This is a genomic window from Luteipulveratus halotolerans (genome assembly GCF_001247745.1).
Lineage (GTDB): Bacteria > Actinomycetota > Actinomycetes > Actinomycetales > Dermatophilaceae > Luteipulveratus > Luteipulveratus halotolerans.
Genome location: NZ_LAIR01000002.1, coordinates 3,912,178 through 3,931,493, shown reverse-complemented (window position 1 = coordinate 3,931,493; position 19,316 = coordinate 3,912,178). Strand labels below are relative to the sequence as shown.

Annotated in this window: 14 protein-coding genes; 9 read left to right on the top strand and 5 right to left on the bottom strand. The window is 67.6% G+C overall.

What is annotated here, in order from left to right:
* The first annotated feature begins 53 nt into the window (after nucleotides 1-53).
* Complete coding sequence (gene ggt / locus VV01_RS19740) at nucleotides 54-1,910, top strand: gamma-glutamyltransferase (RefSeq protein WP_050671393.1); 1,857 nt, start codon at nucleotides 54-56, stop codon at nucleotides 1,908-1,910.
* Nucleotides 1,911-1,990: 80 nt separating this feature from the next.
* Here the strand turns inward: ggt and VV01_RS19735 are convergent, their stop codons facing one another.
* The 3 genes from VV01_RS19735 to VV01_RS19725 all read right to left on the bottom strand — a co-directional run bounded on the left by VV01_RS19735 (nucleotide 1,991) and on the right by VV01_RS19725 (nucleotide 4,974).
* Complete coding sequence (locus VV01_RS19735) at nucleotides 1,991-3,262, bottom strand: ATP-binding protein (protein WP_050671392.1); 1,272 nt, start codon at nucleotides 3,260-3,262, stop codon at nucleotides 1,991-1,993.
* 132 nt (nucleotides 3,263-3,394) lie between these two features.
* Nucleotides 3,395-4,330 carry a hypothetical protein gene (locus VV01_RS19730; RefSeq protein WP_157508968.1) on the bottom strand — a complete coding sequence of 312 codons (936 nt, stop codon included), beginning with the start codon at nucleotides 4,328-4,330 and terminating at the stop codon, nucleotides 3,395-3,397.
* On the bottom strand, nucleotides 4,327-4,974 hold the full coding sequence (locus VV01_RS19725; RefSeq protein WP_050671390.1) for a hypothetical protein: 648 nt from the start codon (nucleotides 4,972-4,974) through the stop codon (nucleotides 4,327-4,329). Before VV01_RS19725 ends, VV01_RS19730 begins: the two co-directional genes overlap by 4 nt.
* Nucleotides 4,975-5,201: 227 nt before the next feature.
* Here VV01_RS19725 and VV01_RS19720 point away from each other — a divergent pair, with 227 nt between their 5' ends.
* Nucleotides 5,202-6,107: a hypothetical protein gene (locus VV01_RS19720; RefSeq protein ID WP_050671389.1), complete on the top strand. Its 906-nt coding sequence runs from the start codon at nucleotides 5,202-5,204 to the stop codon at nucleotides 6,105-6,107.
* Nucleotides 6,108-6,122: 15 nt separating this feature from the next.
* Here VV01_RS19720 and VV01_RS19715 read toward each other — a convergent pair whose 3' ends face one another.
* Together VV01_RS19715 and VV01_RS19710 are read right to left on the bottom strand one after the other, a co-directional pair.
* On the bottom strand, nucleotides 6,123-6,368 hold the full coding sequence (locus VV01_RS19715) for a hypothetical protein (RefSeq protein WP_050671388.1): 246 nt from the start codon (nucleotides 6,366-6,368) through the stop codon (nucleotides 6,123-6,125).
* Between the two features lie 83 nt (nucleotides 6,369-6,451).
* Nucleotides 6,452-6,964 (bottom strand): DUF4262 domain-containing protein, encoded by a 513-nt coding sequence (locus tag VV01_RS19710; RefSeq protein WP_050671387.1) that lies wholly within the window; start codon nucleotides 6,962-6,964, stop codon nucleotides 6,452-6,454.
* A gap of 211 nt (nucleotides 6,965-7,175) precedes the next feature.
* Here VV01_RS19710 and VV01_RS24055 point away from each other — a divergent pair, with 211 nt between their 5' ends.
* The 7 genes from VV01_RS24055 to VV01_RS19675 all read left to right on the top strand — a co-directional run bounded on the left by VV01_RS24055 (nucleotide 7,176) and on the right by VV01_RS19675 (nucleotide 19,259).
* Complete coding sequence (locus VV01_RS24055; RefSeq protein ID WP_050671386.1) at nucleotides 7,176-7,946, top strand: hypothetical protein; 771 nt, start codon at nucleotides 7,176-7,178, stop codon at nucleotides 7,944-7,946.
* Nucleotides 7,943-8,854, top strand: a complete 912-nt coding sequence (locus tag VV01_RS24050) for a J domain-containing protein (RefSeq protein WP_050671385.1) — start codon at nucleotides 7,943-7,945, stop codon at nucleotides 8,852-8,854. Before VV01_RS24055 ends, VV01_RS24050 begins: the two co-directional genes overlap by 4 nt.
* Entirely contained in the window at nucleotides 8,851-9,501 is a 651-nt protein-coding gene (locus VV01_RS19695; RefSeq protein ID WP_050671384.1) for a hypothetical protein, read from the top strand. The genes VV01_RS24050 and VV01_RS19695 overlap by 4 nt, the downstream gene beginning before the upstream one ends.
* 1,887 nt (nucleotides 9,502-11,388) lie before the next feature.
* Nucleotides 11,389-12,600, top strand: coding sequence for an IS30 family transposase (locus VV01_RS19690; protein ID WP_071606428.1), 1,212 nt, complete (start codon nucleotides 11,389-11,391; stop codon nucleotides 12,598-12,600).
* Nucleotides 12,601-12,979: 379 nt separating this feature from the next.
* Nucleotides 12,980-14,179: a DUF6361 family protein gene (locus VV01_RS19685; RefSeq protein ID WP_050671383.1), complete on the top strand. Its 1,200-nt coding sequence runs from the start codon at nucleotides 12,980-12,982 to the stop codon at nucleotides 14,177-14,179.
* Entirely contained in the window at nucleotides 14,179-15,981 is a 1,803-nt protein-coding gene (locus tag VV01_RS19680; RefSeq protein WP_050671382.1) for a phospholipase D family protein, read from the top strand. The genes VV01_RS19685 and VV01_RS19680 overlap by 1 nt, the downstream gene beginning before the upstream one ends.
* On the top strand, nucleotides 15,978-19,259 hold the full coding sequence (locus VV01_RS19675; protein WP_050671381.1) for a DEAD/DEAH box helicase: 3,282 nt from the start codon (nucleotides 15,978-15,980) through the stop codon (nucleotides 19,257-19,259). Before VV01_RS19680 ends, VV01_RS19675 begins: the two co-directional genes overlap by 4 nt.
* Nucleotides 19,260-19,316: the final 57 nt, after the last annotated feature.

Here is a 19,316-nt window from a genome sequence, read left to right as displayed (position 1 = left end):
CCTCGGGGGTGAGGCCTCGGCGCCGGCAGGTCACCCGAGCCCAGGAGCCAGCCATGGATTCTCACCCCACCCGCCGCACCGTCCTCACCGCGGGCGCCGCAGCAGCGTTCGGCCTCACCGCATCGCCGTCGTCAGCAGCCGGCCGTACGCCGACCGTCACGTCTCCCGTCACCGCGCCGACCGGCGTACCCGCCGTCGTCCCCGAACCGCCCAAGATGCCCGAGGCGATCGGAGGCGGCGGCGCCGTGTCGTCGGTCGACCCGTACGCCAGCGACGTCGGCATCCAGGTGCTGCGCGCCGGCGGCAACGCGGCCGACGCAGCGATCGCGATGGCCGCCACGCTCGGCCTGACCGAGCCGTTCTCGTCCGGCATCGGCGGTGGCGGATTCTTCGTGTTCCACGACGCGCGCCGCCGTCGCACGTTCACGATCAACGGCCGCGAGACGGCACCCCGCTCGTACACCTCGGACGAGTTCACCGACGGCGACGGCAACGCGCTCGACTTCGACACGGTCGTCAGCTCGGGCAAGAGCGTCGGCGTGCCGGGCACGTTGATGACGTGGGACGTCGCGGCGCGGAGGTTCGGGACCTGGCGGCTGGCCGCGCTGCTGGAGCCGGCCGAGCGACTCGCGCGGTCGGGGTTCGTGGTCGACCGCTACTTCCGCAGCCTGATCGAGGACAACGAGGAGCGATTCCGCCAGTTCCCAGAGACCGCAAGGCTTTTCCTGCCCGGCGGTGCCCCACCGGAGGTCGGGTCGACGTTCAGCAACCCTGACCTCGCCGACACGTACGCGCTCATCCGGAGACGTGGCATCCGCGAGTTCTATGCCGGCTCGATCGGGCGGGCTCTGGTGGGCGAGGTGCGCGAACCCACTACTGCCCCAGGCGTTTCCGTCTACAAGGGCGAGATGCAGTGGCACGACCTGGCGTCGTACCGCGCACCGGTCCAGGCGCCGACGTCGTCCCGGTACGCCGGTCTCGACGTGCACGGGATGGCTCGCCCGTCGTCGGGCGGGATCGCGGTCGGCCAGATCCTGCTGCTGATGGAGGCGTTCGCGGCGCGGACCGGCCGTGCGGTGGCGTCGCTCTCGGAAACCGAGTACCTGCACTGGTTCTCGGAGGCCTCGGCGCTGGCGTTCGCCGACCGCAACCGATACGTCGGCGACGTGCGCGGCGTACCCGAACGTGAGCTGCTGTCGCCGGCGTACGCGCGTGAGCGGGCCAAGTTGTTCGACCCCGCGCGGGCTCTCGCCCGGCCGGTGCCGTTCGGGTCTCCCGACGGTGACTACGCCGATGCCCCGGGCGGCGGGCGCCAGCTGCGGCTGCCGCACGACGGGCAGTCGACGACGCACCTCAACGCCGCCGACCGGTGGGGCAACGTCGTCGCGTACACGCTGACGATCGAGCAGACGGGCGGGTCGGGCATCACGGTGCCAGGGCACGGGTTCCTGCTCAACAACGAGCTGACCGACTTCGACTTCGTGCCGCTGCAGGAGGGCGTGCCCGACCCCAACCTGCCCGGGCCCGGCAAACGGCCGCGGTCGTCGATGAGTCCGACGATCGTGTTCTCCGGCGGGCGGCCGATCGTGTCGGCGGGGACGCCGGGCGGTGCGCGCATCATCACGACCGTCGCGCAGATCCTGCTCGGACACCTGTCGCGCGGGCTGCCGCTCGTCGACGCCATCGCGACTCCGCGGCTGAGCTCGCGCAACGGCACCGAGAACGGCGACCTCGGCCTGGTGTCGTCGCCCGTCGGCGTCGAGCTGAAGGCGATGGGCCACAAGCTGTCGTCGCTGCAGTGGATCTGCAACGCGTCGGGCATCTCGTTCCCCGGTGGCGACCGGTTCGTCGCGGCGGCCGAGACCGTACGAGGGGACGGCGGCTCAGCCCGCGTGGTCAACCCGGCCTGACCGCCGCTGGTCGAGGTCGGCGTCGTTTCGGTGTGACTTGCCGTGCGGTGGAGCGCACGGCAAGTCACACCGAACTGACGTCACAGTGCGAGCAGCCCGAGCGGAACGACGCCGATGCCGTCCGAGCGGCGATAAGCCGTCGGCCCGGTGTTGACCACGACCGCATCGAGGAGGTCGTCGCCGAGCCGGTCGGCCAGCCAACGGAGGTGCTTGACGTCACCGTCGCTGACGGTCGTCGCCAGCTTGACCTCGACAGCGAGCACCTTGCCGTCATCACGGACGAGGACGAGGTCGACCTCATGGTCGCCGTTGCGGGTACGCAGGTGTCCGACGGTCGCGTCCGCGGCTTGCGCCGGGACTCGTACGCACAACGTGGCCAACGACTCGAACAGCCGCCCGAGCATGGTCCCTTCCTGCGGTCCGAGCGGTTGGCCGTCTCCATCGAGCAGGGCATCGACACTCAGCCCGAGGAGACGCGCCGCCAACGCGGGGTCGGCAAGGTGATGCTTCGGAGTCTGCGCCAACCGGCTCAAGGGATGACCCGTGGGCGTCCAGGCGGGGACAGGGTCGAGCAGCCACAGCTGGGTCAGCGCCTCTCGGTAGGCGACGCTGGTCGCGCGCGACGGCTTGTCACTCTGGCCGGGCGTTGCGGCATCGAGCAGGTTCGAATAGCTGGTCGTCGAGGCGGTGGCCGCGGCGTACGCACGCAGCCAGGCGAGCATCGACTCCGGGCGACGCACGACGTGGCCGGTCTCGACGACGTCCCGGTCAACCGCATTGCGCAGGTAGGAGTCGAGCTGGAACCGCAGTGCTCGAGCCGTGAGATGACGCATCCCGGGAAAGCCTGAACGCACGATCTCCTCGACGTAGTCGGCCAGGCCGAGCTCGCACTCGCCGCTCAGCGGCGGCCGTCGACCCGCCAGCAGCTCGCTGAAGCTCACGGTCGGCGAGCAGACCTGTCGCTCGGACAGCGTCATCGGGCGCATCCGTAGTCGTCCGATGCGACCTGCTCCGGAGTGGGCAGTCGCACCTTCTGCAGGGCTCGCGCTTCCTGCGAGCAGGAACTGGCCAGCGGACGAGTCCTCGTCGACGGCCCGTCGTACGACGTCCCACACCTCGGGGACCTTCTGCCACTCGTCGATCAGGAGTGGACGGAGGCGACGCAGCGCGACTGCCGGATCAGCCTGTACCGCCTCACGGTTGGTCTTGGAGTCGAGCTTGAGCAGGCCTGCGACGTGCTGCTCCGCGGTGGTGGTCTTGCCCACCGCCTTCGGACCGTCGAGCGCGATCGCAGCGAGCTGGCCGAAGAGGTCGTCCAGCTCGTCATCGATGATGCGTCGGGCGTACGCCATGACTCCACTATACAATTCGCAGGGTTTCTACTAGACAGTTAGCAGGATCTCTGCTGGACGACTCGCCGAGTCGAGAGTCCGGTCTCGACCCGGCTCGCCCTGTGGGGCTCGCCTACTCGACCAGCGGGCGGCCTACTCGTTGACGAGGCGGTTCTTGGCGGTCAGGACCTGCAGCTGCTGGGTCGGGCCGGCGATGTCGGTCGTGCCCGGGATGTCGACCCACGCGCCACCGCCAAGGCGGAACTGGCCGCCGTACCGGGCGTTCGCACTGACCGTCATCGTGCCCGGGTTGGTGTACGCGTGCGTCACGTCACCGTTCGGATAGACGCCACCCATGGACGTGGTCGTGGTGCTCGTGCCGTCACCGAAGGTATACGTGATCTGCTTGAACGTCGGCCGGATCTGCACCCGCTGCCCGACCAGAGTCACGGTGCGGACCTCGTCGGGCTGGTTGCCGAGCGTCGGCCAGGACGCCTGGAAGTACGTCGGCAACGTCACTAGTGTGCGGTTGCCGACCGGCTGCATGCTCAAGCTCGGCTTGGAGAACGGCGTGTGCGTCCACGCCTCGCGGATCATCGCCAGCGTGAGCTGCGGACGCGTGTTGCCCGGCACCTTCTGCGGCCAGCACGTCGCACCAATGTTGTCCCAGGGCGTGCGCTCGTTGCCCGGACCGATCAGGCGGCGGTAAACACGCGAGTACGGGCCGGTCGTATTGGGCTGGCCCGCGCACATGGTGAGTGCACTCGCGCACCCGTTGCCACCCGCCGGATCATCCGGATTGGCGTCCGGGCAGGCCAGCGTTGTCACGTACTCGTACGGCACTTTCTGCGGCCTTGACCCACCAGAACCCTTGTCACCCTTCGGTTTCCAGTCGCCCGTCTTCTCGAAGACGTGGTTCTCCTTGAACCCTACGTACGCTCCGTCGCCCTCGACGCAACCGGCCACGCCACATGGCCCGTCCGGGACATCGCCGCCGGACGAATCATCGTCACCGGTCGCCGACGCGGCCGATGAGGTGGACACGGCAAGAAGCAGTGCAGCGGCCGCGACACGAATGTGCTTCGTCACGAGCCCACACCTGACTTGTCCGACTGGATCTTGGCGATGCGCCACCCCTGTCCACCCCACGTAAGAAAGAAGACTCCGGCTGCGTTCTTTACGAGCGGATATCGGTAGCTCACATTGCCGCCGTTCTCGACGACGTCGATGGCGGCTTGGTCGAACTCGGCCCGGATCACCATTCCAGCTTCACCGGCGATTCGATTGACGTGATGGACGATCGCGGCATCGCCCGAGTTGTGCTGCTTCTTCTTCACCAGGCCTTGGACGTTGCCGGCATACGCCGTGCACGACTTGCAACCGGGGAGGCCGTACGGCTCCAGAACACCAGTCCGTGGCTGTCGCCCTGTTGCATTGATCTGCGTGAAGTAGTGCTTCACGAAGGCGATGGCCGCCGCCTCCGTGTTGGCTCGCGCGTCGGCGGGAACGCCCGGCAGGCCGGGTCCGAGCTTCGTACTCGTCGGCGATGCCGCGGTCGAGGTCGTAGCCGACGAGGACGCGACCGCGGACGAGGAGGAGGCGGTCGGCGTACTCGATGCAGCCGACGAAGCACCTGCGCCGGCGGAGTCGCCACCACAGCCGGCCAAGGTCGTACCGAGCAGGGCTGACAGGGCGGCCGCGACGGCGGCGGTACGGACGGAACGTGACGGCATGAGACGAGGCCCCCTGGGGTCTGCGGTGATGGCCGACGTGAGTATGCCGACACGCCCGCCTGCGTGGGGCGTTGCGCGGCCGACCAATCTCACGACCGCAGCTACCCTGCCGCAGAGCGAGCACCTCGCGCGGCCGTCATCCACAGGTCCCGTCGCTCGCCGGAACGATGCACACAGGACATCTGCTCGCTGCCCAGCCGTGGCGTAGGGGGCGTTGACTACCTCGAGTGATCGCTCGCCGAGTCCAGGTCGCCGCTGCGCTGACCGCCGTCGCCGCTTTCGTCATCGCTCAGCCGAGCACGGCCGCTGAACCGGGCTACACCGTGGTCGGCACCGTCACCGACCCGGCGCTGATCGAGCCGTCCGGGCTCGCCGCCAGCCGCGTCAACCCCGGCGTGCTCTACACGCACGGCGAGGACAACCCGTACGTGCTCGCGATCCGCAGCAGCGACGCGTCGGTCGTCGGGCGGTACGCGGCGAGCACGGTGCCGTGGGACTGGGAGGACGCCGCGGTCGGGCCGTGCCCCACGGGGTCGTGCGTGTACTTCGGCGACATCGGCAAGGAGAGCGGCCGGCCGGGCCCACAGCCGACGACGTTCGCGATCCATCGAGCCGCCGAGCCCGACCTGGCCGCGGGGGAGACGAGCGGCACGCTGCCCGTCGAGACGTTCCGCTTCGCCTACCCCGACGGCGCCAAGAACGCCGAGGCGCTGATGGTGCACCCGGTCAACGGCGCGATCTACGTGCTGACGAAGTCCAACACCGGCTGGAGCGGCATCTACACGTTCCCCCAGCGCGTCCCGCCGACGGGCGACGGCGTCACGACGTTGAAGAAGGTCGGCGAGCTGCAGCTGCCCACCCGGCCGGGCGACCCCAACTTCTCCAAGGTCACGGCCGCCGCGATCCACCCGAACGCCGACCGGTTCCTCGTACGCACCTACAAGGCGGTGTACGAGTTCGGCCGGCCGGGCAAGTCACTGGACAAGGCGTTCGTCGCCGACCCGGTCCGGCTCACCGACACCGCCGAGCGGCAGGGCGAGACGATCGAGTACGCGCGGGACGGCTCGGGCTACTTCACGATGGGCGAGGAGAACGCGCCGCCGTACACGCTGAAGTTCGTGGCCCACTCCTGAGGGTGGGGCTTGGGTTCAAACCTGGTCGATGTCGGGGAACGTCTTGCGGATGACGGCCATCAGCTGACGCGCGGCGTTCTCGTCGAGCTGCAGCGACGGGCCGGCCTTCGAGGCGTCGCGGCCGGCGTCGGGCGCGTAGGTGGACAGGTGCAGGTAGCGGGTTTGATCGGACGCGACCGCCACCTGGTGGAAGCAGTCGACCTCCGACCGGTGCACTCGTACGTCCTGCCTGCCCGGCTCGACCTTCCGAACCCGCGCCATGCTCACTCCTCGCCTCTCGTGTGCGCCGCAGCTTAGGCCGCGCGGGCACGATCATGCCGGACAGAGCACGCTCTGAGCGGTCATCAACCAGAGCCGCAGCCGCACTCGCCGCCCTCATCGAGGACGAACGTGCCCGGGAGTGGTTGGACGTGCGGAGGGTACGGATAGCCCTCGTCGTCGGGGAACGCGCCGTCGACGTCCCAGGTGAGCTGATACGCGGGCACGGAGAACTCATCCGGTCTTCCATAGAACCGGTTGGCGGTGTAGAGCACGCCGCCAGGATCAGGGAACTCCTCGACACGTACGCGCGTGCTGCCGTCCGGCGACGTGAGGATCTCGCCTGGCATCAGGTCGTTGCCCTCACGGACGCGGTCGAAGCAGTGATTGAGCAGCCCTGCCGACGACGGCTGGTCGAGACCGAACACGATCAGCTCAGGATGTCTGATCCCGAAAAGCCCTGTCGTGTAACACAATCCGGTGCTCGCCTCTGCTGGACCAGAGATCACGAACTGGAGGAAGCACCCGAACTCGCGGACGCAGTCCCTGACGAGTGCGTCCTGCTGGTCGAGCCACGCCTGCACCTGCGGTCCGTTCACGGCCTCACGCTCCTGGTGTCGAAATTGCCGACACGCTAAGGAGGCGCACACCCACCGGTCACCCGCGCGATAGGCGCCTGTGGACGAAGCCGCTGCCGTCGTCGGAGCTGTGGACCGGGAAGAAATCAGAACGCTCCGCAAACCCCACCTTGTCGGTGACCGCGCATACGATCCTGGCGGCCGAAAGGCACAGCGGACTGGGAGGTCAGCAGTGGGGGAACTGGTTCACGGCTATCGCGACAGGAGCGTTGGTCGGCCTGCACCAAGGCAGTCGCGGCCGCAGGTCGGGACGGGTCGCGCGCTCAACGACGACGCCTGGACGGGCACGGTCATCGAGTTCGACGAGGTCGCGCCCATCATCGGCCGGTCCGCTGAAGCCATCACAGATGCGGTCAGCGATGACGGGCTCGTCCGACGGCGGAAGAGCGACCCGAACGCCTACTTCCGGCGACGGGTCGCATTCCGCGCATGGGCCGATCGGATCGCCGTCGCCGTCCAGGAGCAGCACCTCGCGCCTCGGGCCAACGGGACGATGGGCGTCACTGGGCCTTACGGTCCCGCGACGATCACGACGTACGACGCGCTCGGACCCGTCGCACGGCGTACAGGCGAGGTCGCGGTCGACGCCCGACGGAGTCCTTCGTCGGACGCGTCAGCTGCGTCCGCGGCAGCGCCCAAGACCGACCGCGCACACCAACGGGCACTCAGCCAGCTGGCTTTCCTGCCGGAGCCGGTGCGCAAGAGCGTGATGCAGCGCGCGCCGCGCCCGGATCACTTCATCGCAGAGGCCATCCGGCTCAACACCGACAGCGCCACGCCCACCCATCGCGTCAGCGTCCTACGCCTCGACAGCCAGGAGGCGATCGTTGTCATGGGCAGCCTGTTCCACGGCGCCACCCACTGGCAGGTCGAGCAACGCACGTACTCGTTCATCGAGCCCGATGCCATCACCGGCCCGGCCCGACCTGCTCTGGGCCGATGACCCACTACGACGTGCTGGGCGTCGAGCCCACCGCTACGCAGGACGATCTACGCCTCGCGTTCCATCGCAAGATTCGCAAGGCACATCCCGATCTCGGCGGTGAAGACAAGGCACTCGCGCAGGAGCTGCACTTCGCATACGAGACGCTACGAACGCCGGAGAAGCGTGCCGAGTATGACGCGTCGCTTGCTGGCCACGTCTCAGACTCCGCGGACCACTCCGCGTTCGAGGAGCCAGCCGCACCCCAGGATGACTGGGGCGAGGAGGTGGCGGACGACGACTTCGGCTCGACCGACGAGGTGATCGTCGACGACGCGCCCGAGGTCGTCGACGACTGGGGCGATGAGGAGGACGTCGACGAGCTGTCGGCGCACGAGCCCGCGCCGCACTGGCAGCCACCTCGACCTGATTGGCAGGAGCCGGCGCCGCAGTGGCAGCAGGCGCCGCCCATGCCGACGGACGCATGGTCCTACTCTGCCCACGCTCATCAGCCCGGCATGCCCTGGCCGGCGCAGCAGTACTCGCCACCTACTCCGCCGCGACTGAGGTGGCCCCGAGGCTGGGCGCTGATCCCACTCGGCCTGCTGCTCGCGTACACGTTCGTGCCGTCCATCATCGAGGCGGTCGGGAGCTCCGGGCTGATGTCCCTGAGCACGATGATGTGGCTCATCCCGATCTGGGCGATCGGCTACGCAGCGGCGAAGACCCGCGTCATGGCGGCGCGCATCACCAAGGGCTACGCCGTCTTCGTGGCCGTCATCCTTGGGCTCGGTGCGCTGTTCCTGCTTATGGAGGGCGGCTGGGCGATGACGGCCATGTCGGGGATCTGGGTGTCGCTCTACGTCTGGACCGTCGAGATGTGGGCGCGCCAGGCCGTCCGGGACGCCGCACGTCAGGCGCGGTCATGAACCAACCCGCCCTCAACAACCTCGACGCGGCGATCTGGCACACGATCGACATCAATGCGGCGATCGACCAGAACAACCTCGACAGCCGGCCCGTACTCACGACCGCCTTTCCTGTCTTCGACGGCGAGCGTGTCCTGTCGCAGGGCACGTTCACCCTGTACGACTTCCGCGCGCTGGGCGACGGCACGTACGCGCACAACAGCGGCTTCTTCTATGCGAGCGGCGGGTTCGGGGCAGCCCTGACTCTGGGTGCGGCCGCCGGCCGGATGGCCGGCAACTCGCGCCGGAAGCGAGAGGCTCAGGCAGCCGCCATCCCCAGGTGGACACCGATCGACACCGGATACCTTCACGTGACGACGCATCGGGCGTGCTTCCAGACGTCGACCAACTTCTTCACCTGGGACTACGGCTCGATGACGACTGTCCAGCTCGTCGGCTGCACCCAGATGCAGTTCACCGGCTCGACCGACGACGGCCGTCAGATCTGCTGGATCGTCGACAGCGTCTGGGCGGCGCTGCTCTTCACGATCTGGGCGCGGCGTTGTCACGTGCAGCACCCACAGTTCGTGTCGAGGGTGTGGATCCCGCAGGGCTGGTACGAGCGTGCCCGGGCCAGCTCGTACGGCCTGCCACGAGGTTCGAGCTGATGAAGGACGGACTGCCCGAGTCGCTCAGCGAGTACCTCGACGTGTGGTGCGCTGACCTGCTGGCGCGGCTGTCGACCAATACGCGTGGCGAACCAGCGCAGTCACACGCTCGAGGTAGCGATCACGCCCGGCTCGCTCAGCGAAGGCCGTTCTGCACGCGAGCCCAGGAGATCAGCGGTGTTGGACCCGCGAGACGAAACGGTCTGCCTCGCAACCTTCCGCTCATAGTGTCCGGAGCAGACGACCGGAGCTTGGAGGACCATCGGTGCCTGCAGATCCCGTAATGCGAGATGGCGCGCATGGCGTGCCCGACTCCTCCGACGGACGAGAACCGCGCCCAGTACAGATCGGATTCGGGTCGAGCCTGCCAACACGAGATGCTCACCCCCGTCGCCCTAGCGCCCTCGATCGCCTCTTGACCAAAGGAATCCAGCTCGCGCGGGCGGACCGGGTGTATCGCGCCATAGTTCTCGTTCGACAGGTCGATCTCGAACGCGCCCGCGACTGCCTCTCCCACAGTGCTTGGCGGGAGACAGATTTCGACCTTCCCACCCCTGGCGTCGCGAGAATATTCGCTGAAAGAACGACACAGGGCACTGCCCTTCATAACGTAGTAGCAGACCTCAGTCTGTCCATTGAAGTTGCCCTCGAGCGGGCCGGGATAGAGGCCATTGCGGTCATCATCGACGGATCTCGGCGCGCAAGCTTCGGCTACCACCGGTGGCACCTGGAAGACCCGGAAAAACTAGACAAAAATGGTCGAGCAACCCCACTTGAAGCAACTCTCCACACCCCGGGCGATTCACCAGACGTCGCGCATTTCGCCGCCGCTGTCGGCGCAGATAGAACCGTCGGAGTCGTCGTCCGCGAGACAGTTCCGAAAGACCGTCGATCGTTTCTGACCTTCTACCGGGTAGCGTCGATCACGTTTTGGGTTCTCGTGATCCTCGCCGGTGCAGCGATCATCGTGAAGGACAGCGCCGGAGAAGCACAGATCGGCTGGCACGTCACGAAGTGGGGCGCCGCGACCAGGAGCACTCTCGGCATTGCCGCCGGGTCCGCCATCGCCCTGTGGGGTCTTTACTTCCTTTGCAGGCTCTTCTTGGCGTTCCGATACTGCCGGAAACCCTCCCACACGGACCCAACCGGCCGCCGCCGCTGGCTCGGCACGATCGCAAAGCGATCAGATCGCGCCCTCCAACATGGAGCGCTAATACCACTCTCCGAAATCCGCGGGCATGCATCCATGGCCGTCGTTTGCACCATGGAATTCCTTATGGCCACCAATGTGTGGTGGCAAGGGTGGGCGACGCTACTCGTTTCAGCCGCGGCTGGCATTGCACTCTTTCTCTTGAGCGCAGCAGCCAGAGCGTGGTCGCGCTTTCCGCGCAAACGTCGAAACTTGAGCTCGCTCCTGGGCGCAGGAGTCATAGTGCTCGCTATAACCGTCGCGGCCCGAATTCTTGCCGACGAATATTTCCAAGCGATCGGAATCCCGCGAGGCGGAATCGATGTCCCAGAGGCCGTAACGGCAGCAATCTTCATACATGTCATGGCCAAACCAACCCTGGCGGGCGTGATTGCCGTAGCCGCCACGGTTGCAGCCGTGAGATACGCGCCCTCTCCCCTGGGCGCCTTGTTTATCGTACTTTTCGCTGCTAGCTCGCTCGGAGTAGTGACGTCGGAAATACTTCGCATGCAGAAAGACGCGCGCTCCATCGGATATGGAATGGCATATCAGTCCCATGGTTATGAAATAACTCCGGTATGCGCGTCCCTCATCGACAAGGCGCCAGGCGCCGAAATAGTTTTGGCAGATAGAACGCGACTCTCGGCGGGCTCAGGTGGTTCGCGCAACGCCTGTGATGAAAGGTCAGGTGTTGCAGCATGTCTCGTCCTCGTCGTGGGAGGCCGCCGGTGCCGTGGGAGCGGCGTCGGCTGTTCTGGGAGGCGTTGGCCGGTGGTGAGTCGGTCGCGGCCGCGGCGGCCGCGGCGGGCGTGTCCGATCAGTCGGGGTATGTGTGGTTGGCCCAGTCCGGTGGTATTCCTCCGAGGGTGAGTGAGTCCGGTGGGCGCCTGAGCCTGGAAGATCGAGCACAGCTGCAGTGGTTGCTCTCACAGCAGCCGCGTCCGTCGTTGCGGGCGATCGCGGCGCAGCTGGGGCGGGCGCCCTCGACGATCACCCGGGAGCTGGTCCGGGCCGGGGTCGATCCGAAGGACCCGGTCGGTTATCAGGCCGCGCGGGCGCAGCGCCTGGCGCAGGACAACGCGCGGGCCGCCGGCGCGGCCCGGCACGCGGGTCGGCCGTTGAAGCTGAGCCCGGGGAGCCGGTTGTGGGCCGAAGTAGTCTCGGGGCTGAAACAGCGGCATAGCCCTGAGCAGATCGCTCACCGGCTGCGCACGGACTTCCCTGACGATCCGGAGATGCGGGTGTCGCACGAGACGATCTACCAGGCGCTGTACGTCCAAGGGCGTGGCAGCCTGCGCGCGCAGGTCGGTGACGCGTTGCGGTCCGGGCGGGCCCGGCGGATCCCGCGCGGCGCGGCTCGGGCCGGCAAGCACGCGAAGATCGTCGGGATGGTCAACATCAGCGAACGTCCTGCCGAGGCCGATGACCGGGCCGTGCCCGGCCACTGGGAAGGCGACCTGATCATCGGCGCCGGCAACCAGTCAGCGATCGGGACCCTGGTCGAGCGATCGACCCGGTTCGTGATGCTGCTGCACCTGCCCAACGGGCACACCGCCGAGCAGGTCGAGCAAGCCATGACCGCCAAGATCATGACCCTGCCCGAACACCTACGCCGGTCACTGACCTGGGACCAGGGCAGCGAGATGGCCCGGCACGCCAGCTTCAGCCTCGCCACCGGCATCCCGGTCTACTTCTGTGACCCGCGCTCACCCTGGCAACGCGGCAGCAACGAGAACACCAACGGCCTGCTACGCCAGTACTTCCCCAAGAGCACCGACCTGTCCCTGCACGGCCCCGGCATCCTGGACAACGTCGCAGCAGAGCTCAACGGCCGCCCCCGCAAGACCCTCGGCTGGGCCACCCCAGCCGAGAAGCTCAACAAGCTCCTCAACCAGCAAAACGTTGCGTAAACCGCTTGAGACCGCCCTCGGCATCACCCACAAAAATGTTCCAAATCGGAATCGATGATGGCCGCATCATCCTCATGAATCCGGCCACGACGCGAGCCCTCCGGCAGAGCCTCAAACCCGATGCAGGCGCAACGCCGGTGATCGCCTACTTGCCGACGAATCTCATTGCGACGTCGGTCGTACCACGCAGTGCAAAATGCCCTGTAGCAACGCCGGGAATCGCAACTTCAAAGAAGTGAGTCGGCCGGCGGGCTCACGCGAAGGGCGGAGCGTGACGCCCCGACGCCTGCGTTGCCAGGCGGAGACGTACACCGCGAGGCGGTCTGTTCCATAGACTCGCGATCGGTCGGGAGACGTAGCGCCAGGGAGGGTCTGCGAGATGACTTCATCCATCGCGTGGCTGGACACATCCGCTGAACAGCGGCGGCAGGCCAACGAGATCATCGCGCTGTTCACTCAGCAGGAGAGCCGCGACGAACTCGGCATCGGCACAGTCCGCGACGCGTTCAGCAACCTGCTGTTCCCCGGCACCAGCGTCCTGCTCACGCGGGCGCGTTACTGCCTGTTCGTGCCATGGGCCTTCCAGGTCAGGCAGGTCGCGTCCCTGCACGGGCCGGACCACGTCAAGGCCGGCGAGCGCGCCGAGCGGCGACTCGTCGAGACGCTCATCGAGGAAGAGCCCCATTCCGGCGCCGGCGTCATTGGTCGCCGCGTCGGACGCGAAGTCCGTAACCTGCCCAGCACGATCTACTGGGGCACGCTGACCCGCTGGGGCATCACGCCTCGAACCAGCATGAGCCTGCTGGGCCAACCGCGCGGACCACGCGACGTCGCCACCGAGCTCGACCATCGCGCGGACACCGACTGGCATCCCGACCTGCCCACGGCACCGGACGACTTCCCGGCCAGCACGGACGGCGGCTTCGCACTCCGGCCGGACGAGGCTGCCTGGCTCCGCGATCGCATCCTCGACACCTGCCCGGACACAGCGCTCGCCGAGCTCGTCACGCCCGAGGTCGACAACGCCACACGCCTGGCCGAGGTTGAGGCGTCGCGCGGCCCGTGGGATCTGCCCGCCCTCGCCCGACGTGAGGACGTGGGCCAGGCTGACCTGTTCAGCCTCACGCTCGAGGGCGCCAACCTGGTCTACAACCTCCTTGTCGCTGAGCGGTGCGACGCCGCCGGTCTCGTTCGATTTGACGGTTACGTGGACAGATACCGCGAGCATCTCGACAGCTGGGCGAACGACATGACGCGCCACAGCAGATTCGCCACCTGGGATCTCGACGACCTCTGGGCCGCAGTCCTCCAGGCCGGCAGCCCACCCCAGCCGACCAGGACCTTCGTGGAGGCCTGGATCAGTCAGATCCGCGAGCGGGGTGTCGACGGGGTCGCCGACGATAACCACCTGCGAAACCTCGTTGCCCAGCGCGAGCGTCGCAAGGGCAAGCAGTCGCGCCTGGTCAACGACAAGATGCTCGAGACCTGGTCCGGCGAGTCAGCCGTCGGCCGCCTCAACTACCGCTGGGGCACGCTCCGGGTCCTCGCCCGCGACATCCTCACCGGGCTGGAGGCCTGATGCTCGACCCGACGATGCGGCATCTCCTCCTTGACGGTCTTCGCCCTCCGCAGGGCTCACACGTCGACTCGGCTGTCGCAACGACGTTCACACTCGATCTGTCTGCTGCGCTCCTGCCGCCGATCGCGTTCACGTCGTTCGGCCTCGAGGACGGCACGTCTGACCCGGTCGTCCTGCTTGAGTCGATTCGCCGCGCGGCCGATCGGGTCACGATCTTCTGCCAGGCCGGCATGATCGGCGTACCCCAGCAGGCGCCCGACCTGGTCGCGTTCCTCGAGCCGATGGTTCATCAGGTCGCGCCGCCGCGTGGTGGCCTGTTCCACCCGAAGATGTGGCTCCTCAAGTTTGTCGACGACGCGGGCACGCCGACGTACCGGCTTCTCGTGATGAGCCGCAACCTCGCGCATGACAACTCGTGGGACCTGATCGTGCGCCTCGACTCGACAGGGCTGGCCGATACGGATCGGGAGGAGAACGACGACCTGTTCTCCTTCGTCAGCGAGCTCGCTCGAACGCCGGGGCTGGCCAGCCATCGGCGGCGGGCAATCGCAGCACTCGCCCGTGACGTACGCCGGGTCGAGTGGGAGCTCCCCGAGGGCATCGAGTCGCTCACCTTCCACCACCTGCGCGCGGGTTCGGAGCCGATCGACTGGCGCGCGACCCGAGCATGCGTCATCTCTCCGTTCGTCAACGACGAGGGCCTGCAGACCGTGACCGAGCACGCCAGTGAGCGACACGTCGTCGCGCGACCGGGCCAGCTTGACCTGCTCAAGCCCGACACGGTCAGTGGCCTCCAGACGTACGTCCTCGACCCCGCCTCAGGGTCGATCCCGTCGGACGCCGATGACTTCACGAAAGACCCCGAGAGCACCTCCACCGACAAGCTCGGGATGCTCGCTGACCTGCACGCCAAGCTGTACGTCCTTGAGCCCGCCGGGAGCCGCTGGTCGCGCGCCCGCGTGCTCATCGGCTCGGCTAACGCGACGTCGGCCGCGTTGGCCAGCAACGTCGAGCTGATGGTCGAGATGGTCGGTGCCGCAAAGGAGTTCGGCGTCGACTCGGTCATCGGCCCTGATGCTCCGATGCGTCCGCTGATCCAGTCGTACCCGACCGAGGGCGGCCACCAGCTGGGCGATCGTGACGACCTGGAAGCGAAGGTCGAGAGCGCGGTACGCATGATCGCTTCTCTCCCACACTCGATCGTGGTCGAGCCGGACGATAACGGCTCCCACACGCTGAGGCTGACGGTCGACGGGTCGTACCCGCACCGTGACGAGTGGGAGTGCGAGGTCGGATTGCTGACCCGCCCTGGTCGAACTCGACAGGTCGCGCTAGGCACGTCGCCGCAGCTGGAGTTCGACGGCGTACCGACCGCAGACGTGACGGCGTTCGTGACGGTACGCGTCAGCGCACCCATGGACGTCGTCGTCAGCACCGTGGTCGTGGCCGACCTCGACGGTGCACCCACAGACCGGCTCGATCAGGTGATCGCCCGACAGATCGACACTCCTGACAAGCTGATGCGCCTGATCCGTATGCTGCTCGACTTCGGCAACCCTGCGCTGCTCGCCGAGCTCACCGCCTCGAACACCGCCGACGGCACTGGCTCGTGGGCGGCGGGGAGCGCCGGTGAGCTCGAGATGGTTCTGCGGGCGCTGGCGACCAACCCCAAGGCCATCGACAGCATCGACGACCTCATCCGACGGCTGGAGCGCACTGAGCACGGACGCACGCTGATCGGCGACGAGTGGGGATCGTTCTGGCAGACGGTCCGGGAGGCACGAAAGCAGGTGACCGCATGAGTGAGCTGCCTGCCTTCGACGCGGCTGCCGTCACGACGAATCTGACTGACTTCCAACGGCGTACGGTCCGCCACGTCATGAACCGCTTCCATCATGACGACCAGCGCAGCCGGCGATTCCTCGTCGCCGACGAGACCGGGCTCGGCAAGAGCATCGTCGCCCGAGGCGTCATCGCCGAGACCATTGCGCACCTCGAGAACGACCCGGCGATCGACCGCATCGACATCGTCTACGTGTGCTCAAACGCCGATCTCGCCAAGCAGAACCTTGGACGCCTCAACGTCACGGGCGAGCGCGACACAGCCTTCTCGAGCCGACTCACGTTGCTGGCCAAGCACTCTCATGCGTTGAACGACCGCAGCACTCGGCGTACGAGGAAGCCAGTCAACCTGGTGTCCTTCACACCTGGCACGTCATTCGACCACGGCTACCAGACGGGCAAGGCTGAGGAGCGCGCCATGCTCGCCGTGCTCCTCATCGAGATCCTGCGCGGCGGCGAGCCGCGTCTGCCTCGGTCACGCGAGCGTGCGGTGTACCTCCTGCTCCGGGGCGGTGTCTCCTCGTGGAAACGGTTCGAGGGCGGGTACGTCAGGTGGCTCCGCGAGGAGCTCGGCGACGCCGGCGCGGACCCTCGCATCCTCAAGGAGTTCGCGAGGCAGATGCGCAAGAGCCCAGTGGGCAGCGGCACGAGCCTCCTCACGCGCGTCAAGAAGGTCATCGACAAGGTCGACGGCCGCTACGAGCTGCCGACGTCGCTCAAGGCCGAGGCTGCCGAGTTGACGGGCGAGATGCGAGCGATGCTCGCTCGGTGCTCGGTCGAGACGCTAGAGCCGGACCTGATCATCCTCGACGAGTTCCAGCGGTTCCGTGGCCTGCTCGATCCCGGCTCTGCGCAAGGCGAGCTCGCGCACCACCTGTTTGATCACAAGGACGCGCGGGTGCTCCTGCTGTCGGCGACGCCGTACAAGCCGTTTACCTACGGCGAGGAGGACGAGAACCACGCGGACGACTTCTACGAGCTGCTGCGCTTCCTCTCCCGGTCCGACGAGCCTGTGCTCGACGTCGACGAGGTGAAGGCGGGGTTCGCGGCGTACCGGGAAGCCGTTCGGTTCGGCCGCGACGACATCACGCAGGTGCGCGTCGCTCTTGGCGGGTCGTTGCGTCAGGTGATGAGTCGGTGGGATCGACCGGCGATCCCTGACCATGCGGGCACGACGGACCGGGCGCGCATCGCCGACAAGGTCACTGCAGCCGACCTCACCGGCTACGTCGCACTCCAGCGCGCTGCGGATCTCGTCAGCCACGAACGTGACCACGGCCTGATCACGCCGGAGTACTGGAAGAGTGCTCCGTACTTCGCGTCGTTCTGCCAGGGCTATCGCCTCGCGACCCGGCTGCATGACGAACGACCAGACGCTGATGTCGCCAAGGTGCGCGCGGCCCTCGCGGGCGCACAGTCCATTGATCCCAACGGGATTCGTCGTTTCGCACCGCTCGACCCGGGCGGGGCACGGATGCGCACCCTCGTCGAGGACACCCTCGATCAGGGGTGGTGGCGGTTCCTATGGATGCCGCCGTCGCTGCCGTACGTGCAGCCCGGTGGCGTGTACGCCGACGAGCGGGCGCGCACGATGACCAAGCGACTGCTGTTCTCGTCGTGGACGGCGACGCCCTCGGCGGTCGCCGCGGTCCTGAGCTACGAGGCTGAGCGACGCATGGCCGAGGGCACGAGCTATACCGAGAACACCACCGAGGCGCGTGCTCGCATTCCGCAGGGCCTCGCGTTCCCGGTCCGTGACGGCACGCCGGGGCGCATGTCGAGTCTGCTGATGATGTGGCCGCTCACCCGACTGTCCGAGCTGGGTGACCCGCGGTCGATGGCGCGCGCCGGCGGCGCACCGATCAGTCCTGCGGACGCGATCGAGACCGTACGCGCTCGGCTACGAGCCGAGCACGCCTCAGTTTCGCAGTCTGAGCACGACGGCGAGACCGCTGACGACGCGGCAATGCCACCGAGTGTCTGGCGAGCGGCATTCAGTGACGCGCGGAACTGGGTCGCTCGTCCGCTTGAGGCCGTCCGCGGGGACGAGGTGTTGAGCGATGGGGTTCGCTTGGTGGTCGACGGACTCACCGGTGGCGCGGCGACGTCACCCTCTGATGACGAGCCGGCCGATCCGGGGGTGGACGACGCCTCCCGTCGGTCGGGTCTCGAGCGCCACATCCGTTTGGCTGCAACGGTTTTCGATCAGTCTGCTTCGCCCAGTGACGCCGACCTCGACGTGCTGGCGCGGATGGCGCTCTTCGCTCCGGGGTGCGTGAGTCTGCGCGTCGTACGACGGCTGGTCGAGGCGAGCGCCTCGGCTGTGTCGGACGTCGGCGTCCATGCAGCGGCTGCAGAGCTGGCGACGGGTCTGCGGTCGTTGTTCAACCGTCCGGACGTCACGAAGCTGATCGACCCGCGCGGCGACACGCGGCCGTACTGGAGTCACGTGCTGTCGTACATCGCCGACGGCAACCTCGAAGCGGTGCTGGACGAGTGGCTGTTCCACGTCTGGGCGGACGGCGGGTCACGCTCCCTCGACGACGAGTCGTTGCGTGAGCTGGTCGAGCGCGAGGCGGCGCGCATCAGCCTGCGCAGCCAGCCGTACCAGGCGCTCGACATGGACAACCTCGACCAGCCGATCCCGATGAGCGTCGGCTTCGCCCTCAGGTACGGCGCACGTCAAGCGACGGCCGACGGCGACGCCCGACAGCCAGAGGTGCGCGCGGCGTTCAACTCGCCGTTCTGGCCGTTCGTGCTGGCGTCGACGTCGGTGGGGCAGGAAGGCATCGACTTCCACTGGTGGTGTCACGCGATCTTCCACTGGAACACGCCGGCCAACCCGGTCGACTTCGAGCAGCGTGAGGGACGCGTCGACCGGTTCCGCGGACACGCGGTGCGCAAGAACATCGCGGCCACCCACGGGTCGGCGCTGCTCGCTGACGGCGTGTGCAACCCGTGGGCGCGGGCGTACGACGTGGCTGTCGAGCACCGGGCGCAGTACGGCGACTTCACGCCCGACTGGGTCTATCCCGGGCCGGCGCGCATCGAACGCCACGTCGCGCCGCTGGCGTTCAGCACGGACGGTGCGAGGTACGACAACGTGCGGCGGGACGTCGCCTACTACCGGCTCGCGCTCGGCCAGCCTCGGCAGGAGGACCTGGTCAACGCGCTCCGTGAGCGGGAGCTGAGCGACGACGAAGCCTCCGCCCTCCGCATCGATCTCACTCCAGGCTAGGGTCGCACCCTGCCAATCGCGCTCTTGCACGTACCTCGTTTGATTCCACCCGATCAG

What these genes read in the sequence shown, in the direction of transcription:
- ggt (WP_050671393.1), top strand. Translation starts at nt 54, where the DNA reads ATGGATTCTCACCCCACCCGCCGCACCGTCCTCACCGCGGGCGCCGCA.
- VV01_RS19735 (WP_050671392.1), bottom strand. Translation starts at nt 3,262, where the DNA reads ATGGCGTACGCCCGACGCATCATCGATGACGAGCTGGACGACCTCTTC.
- VV01_RS19725 (WP_050671390.1), bottom strand. Translation starts at nt 4,974, where the DNA reads ATGCCGTCACGTTCCGTCCGTACCGCCGCCGTCGCGGCCGCCCTGTCA.
- VV01_RS19715 (WP_050671388.1), bottom strand. Translation starts at nt 6,368, where the DNA reads ATGGCGCGGGTTCGGAAGGTCGAGCCGGGCAGGCAGGACGTACGAGTG.
- VV01_RS24050 (WP_050671385.1), top strand. Translation starts at nt 7,943, where the DNA reads ATGACCCACTACGACGTGCTGGGCGTCGAGCCCACCGCTACGCAGGAC.
- VV01_RS19695 (WP_050671384.1), top strand. Translation starts at nt 8,851, where the DNA reads ATGAACCAACCCGCCCTCAACAACCTCGACGCGGCGATCTGGCACACG.
- VV01_RS19690 (WP_071606428.1), top strand. Translation starts at nt 11,389, where the DNA reads ATGTCTCGTCCTCGTCGTGGGAGGCCGCCGGTGCCGTGGGAGCGGCGT.
- VV01_RS19685 (WP_050671383.1), top strand. Translation starts at nt 12,980, where the DNA reads ATGACTTCATCCATCGCGTGGCTGGACACATCCGCTGAACAGCGGCGG.
- VV01_RS19680 (WP_050671382.1), top strand. Translation starts at nt 14,179, where the DNA reads ATGCTCGACCCGACGATGCGGCATCTCCTCCTTGACGGTCTTCGCCCT.
- VV01_RS19675 (WP_050671381.1), top strand. Translation starts at nt 15,978, where the DNA reads ATGAGTGAGCTGCCTGCCTTCGACGCGGCTGCCGTCACGACGAATCTG.